General features: G+C 66.3%; 5 protein-coding genes. 1 reads left to right on the top strand and 4 read right to left on the bottom strand.

Features of this window, described 5'->3' with window-relative positions; translation table 11 throughout:
* Window positions 1–95 precede the first annotated feature (95 nt).
* The 4 genes from MUO23_00960 to MUO23_00975 all read right to left on the bottom strand — a co-directional run bounded on the left by MUO23_00960 (window position 96) and on the right by MUO23_00975 (window position 3,024).
* The gene (locus tag MUO23_00960) at window positions 96–731 is read right to left on the bottom strand and encodes a biotin transporter BioY (protein ID MCJ7511520.1); all 636 of its coding nucleotides are present in this window, start codon (window positions 729–731) and stop codon (window positions 96–98) included.
* A 301-nt stretch (window positions 732–1,032) separates the two neighbouring features.
* Window positions 1,033–1,287, bottom strand: coding sequence for a YdeI/OmpD-associated family protein (locus tag MUO23_00965; protein ID MCJ7511521.1), 255 nt, complete (start codon window positions 1,285–1,287; stop codon window positions 1,033–1,035).
* A 344-nt stretch (window positions 1,288–1,631) separates the two neighbouring features.
* Window positions 1,632–2,210, bottom strand: coding sequence for a GNAT family N-acetyltransferase (locus MUO23_00970; GenBank protein MCJ7511522.1), 579 nt, complete (start codon window positions 2,208–2,210; stop codon window positions 1,632–1,634).
* A 127-nt stretch (window positions 2,211–2,337) separates the two neighbouring features.
* Entirely contained in the window at window positions 2,338–3,024 is a 687-nt protein-coding gene (locus MUO23_00975; GenBank protein MCJ7511523.1) for an SGNH/GDSL hydrolase family protein, read from the bottom strand.
* A gap of 640 nt (window positions 3,025–3,664) precedes the next feature.
* On the opposite strand from MUO23_00975, the gene MUO23_00980 reads away from it, so the two are divergent.
* Window positions 3,665–3,990, top strand: a 326-nt coding sequence (locus MUO23_00980) for a replicative DNA helicase (protein ID MCJ7511524.1), incomplete at its 3' end; no start/stop codon positions are given.

Genomic DNA, 3,990 nt, shown 5'->3' on the forward strand with positions numbered 1-3,990 from the left:
CCGGGGCGGTCGGCTGGCGATCTGCATGATCAAGCCCCGATGCAGGCCCGCCCGATTCGGCGGCTGGCGTTCCGGCCTCCTGCCGTTCGATGGATTCAACCCACCCCGTGACCGGCCGGGCCGGAGGGTCCGCCTGAGGGTGGAGGGAGTCCAGCGCGCCCGACCAGTCTCCAGGCCGCAGGCAGCAGGAGGGTTGCGAAGGCGATCTTGAGTAGATCACCCACGATGAAGGGCGCGACGCCGGTCCGGAGGACTGCCTCTCCTCCGACGAATTGCGCCAGCCACAGTGCGCCGAAGGCGTAGATGCACACATTGCCGAGGGCCATGCTTGCGGCGGCGGATCCCGGATGTCGGTCCCACCCTCGCTCGCTCAACCACCCCACCCCATAAGCCGCGGCGATGAAGCCCACCAGGTACCCCGCCGTTGGGCCAACAAGGCGGGCAACCCCCGCCGTGCCGCCGGCGAAGACCGGCGCTCCCAGGCCGCCCAGGAACAGGTAGATCGCCACAACCGCGGGGCCTCTCCGGCTGCCGAGCAGCGCCGCAAGCAGAAGAACGGCGAACGTCTGGCCCGTCACCGGGACCAGAGAAAACGGGAGGCGGATTTGCAGTTGGGCTGCAATGGCGAGCAAGAACACCCCGGCCCCAAGCAGGACACTCTCCCGAATCCATCCCTGCGCCGGCCACGCGGCGTCGATCAGTACTCTCGGGTACGACCCAACTCGCTGCATCACTCCAACCTCCAGCCAAGAAACGTGGACAGTCTCGTCGGCATCCGACCTGGCTACCAGCCACCCGTCCCCACAAGTGTACGCGCTTTCCCGGGCGCTGTCCGGCAGCCTGACCTAATCGGCGACCGGCAAACGCCCGGCCGAGAGCAGCCCGGCTGCCTCCTTCTCTCACCTTCCTCACACCGTCTTCAGTGCCAACGCCGTATCCCCTCCACTGGCACCATTCGGCGCCATCCACGGGAGGGAGAGCACCCACCCCTGTGAGAAGAAGCGCAGATCCCCGCCCGGCACCTCCCGCCGTTCACCCAGGGCGGGGCTGAGGACGGTAGGGCATCTTCATGTAGACGTCCCCAGCTCGGAGCTCATCGATCAGCTGCGCCATCCGCTTGCCCTGGGTCCCAGGCCTCTTGGCACGCAGAATCAATCCCAGGTGATCATTCTGCTGGTACGCCGGGCGTTGCCGGTAGGCCCGCATCAACCCATGCTCATGGAACGCCTGCTCAACCGCCTCCGGCATGGGATACCGCGGCCGCTTGAGTCGGGACTTCTCACTCATACTGGGATCCACCTTACTCTGCTGAAGGGCCTTGAGCTGTGCATCGCTCTCGGGCCCGCGCCCTGAGCCCTGATTGTACGGCACGCAAACAATCCGCTGGGGCCCGCGGATGCCCGCGCGAACCCGTCGATCGGAGAGCCCGAGCCAATCGCAGCTGGCGAAGGTGCCCACGGTCTACGGTTAGGGGTAGGGGCCGCATTCCGCCCGCCTCCCGCCAGCCCGGAAGCGCCCACCGCTTCCTGACAGGCACGGCCGCCGCCAGCTTCATCGGCCCCATCCTTGGCGATCGCAACGCTCACGCCGCGGATCAGGATGACCACCCCAGCGTGTGGCGGTGACACCGGTCACACCCCGGGTGACCGCGGTGACGGGTCTTGCGGGTCGTGCTGGGGGACAGCTCGCTGCATCAGCACATCAGTCTGCAGGTCAGCGCCCAGCTGGAATGGCTGAGCTCCCACATCCCGGAATCCCCATCTGGCATAGAAGGCGCGGGCGCGGTGGTTTCGCTCCCAGACATCGAGCCACAGGGTCGCGCATCCTCTTTGGCCCGCCTGCTCCAGGCAAGCCCGCATCAGGGCTGCGCCAACCCCCCGACCGATCCAGTCCGGCCGGGCGTAGAACCGAGCGATCTCGATGGGACCTGCCCCCCGGATGGCGGCCGGCGCCACGCCCTCCCGCATGCGGGCGTACCCGACCGGAACGCCTTCGACCTGCGCCACCAGAAACAGGCTGGTCGGCTCAGCCAGTTCTGCGGCCTGGATTTCCGGGGTGAAGGCACCCTCCAGATATGCAGCCAGATTCTCGGGCGTGTTGTCAGGGCCAAAGGTGTGCGCGAAGGCCTGTGCGCCCAATTCCGCAAGGAGCCTACTGTCGGCCGGCGTTGCGAGACGGATTTCGATCGGGGAGATGGCACGCGCGGTCATGCTGCTTGCCTTATGGAGCCCCTCGGTCGAAAGCAGCCGTGCTCCCACGCTGATGGATGTCGTTCGCTCTGGCATGAGCCGTCGAGATTCCCATGCGGTTCGTCGATGCAGGCTCTCGAACGGGAAATCATCTGGGTGCACCTTGAGGCGCGGCGGGCGGCCGGTGCCAGTCGTATCCCACGCGCTCGAGCACGGCCCGGGCCAGAATCATGTGCCCGGCCTGATTGACGTGGATCCCATCTGCGGCCAGTTCGTTCGGACGGACCCACTCCAGCACCTGGTCGAAAGCGGCCTGAGTGTCGACCAGCACGGCCTGGCGCTCCGACGCCACCTGGCGCACGATTGAGCCGTAGCGATCCATCCGTGCTCGCATCGGGTCGGACCTGTCGGGCTGCAAGTAGTACGGCGTCATTAAGATCAACCCTGACAGATGCTGCCAGGTTCTGGCGATAAGCTCCCTCAGGGTGGAGGCGTACACCTCCAATCCGATCGGCTCCTCCGAGGGATCGGTGGAGTCTAACTGCTTCCACACATCATTGATGCCGATCAGGATGGACAGCCAATCGGGGCGCAGGGCGAGGACATCCGAATTCCAGCGGGCCTGCAGCTCGCGGACGGTGTCGCCGGAAACCCCCATGTTCAGCACCTGCAGGCGATAGTCAGGGTAGCCGGCGACCAACGCCGACTGCACCAGGCCAACGTAGCCATCGCCCAGAGCGCGCGGGCTTGTCCCATCCCCAACAGGGCGCCTTCGACCGCAATCGGTGATCGAGTCCCCAATAAACAGCAATCGGCTTCCAGGTTTCAGCAGCACTAGCCGCTCCCCAACCGACCAGATTCTACGCCGCGGGTGTCATCTGTGGTATCCGCTCTAATGTGCCTGGCCTCCGGTCGCGATGCTCAGGGCACTGCCGGGGACTTGGAGCAACCCCTTCCGGCGGGGTGGGAGCGGCTGGCACCAAGATTGGGCTAGAAAGCCCTGCTCACGGGAGACGCGCCGGGATCGCCGCCTACCTGCCCTGCGGCTTGGGAGTATCGAGGGATCCCCAGGAGGTCGACCTGCTCGCAACACGCTGGGCCGGGAGTTCTCGCAGCGGAGCCAACAGGGGAAGCCGCTGGGAACCCTACCGGGTTTGCGCGGCAGCCGCAGCGGTCAGTCCATCGCCAAGATCCACGATCGGGGCTTCAGCCAAGCCCTGTCGGGCATTGCGTCGCCTACACCTCGCCGGCAGACTGAAATCCCCGCTGGGGGCACAACCCTCGGTCACGGACTCACGGGGCGATGGGTCGTCGCACCCGCGGTCTAACGGGTCACGTCCAAGGCCTCGGGGCAGCGAGCGGTTTCCCTGGACGGTGCTGGACACCTTCGGCCCTGTGTTCTACCCCGGAAAGAATCCGGCGGTCGAGACGATAAGCACGAACAGGGGAACTACGCTGCCGAAGGCGCTGTGCAGGTGGAGGCGGCTCCCTTCAGCCAGGAGGCAGAGGAAGCTGTCCTGGGTTCGGTCCTGATCAACCCCGAGGTCTTCTTCGACGTTGCGCCGTTCCTCCCCCCGGAGGACTTCTACCTTCACCACAACCGATGGATCTGGGAAGCCTTACTGCGGCTGCTGGACCAGCGTCAGCCGATCGACATCCTGACGGTCTCGGAGGAACTGGGGCGGCAGGGGAAGCTGTCGGAGGTGGGGGGTGAGGCCTACCTGACGGGCCTCGTAGCGAGGGTGCCTACCTCGCTTCACGCCGAGGCCTACGGGAAACTGGGGGAGCAGGCCGCCCATCC

The sequence above is a fragment of the Anaerolineales bacterium genome, assembly GCA_022866145.1.
In the GTDB taxonomy this organism is placed as follows: domain Bacteria; phylum Chloroflexota; class Anaerolineae; order Anaerolineales; family E44-bin32; genus PFL42.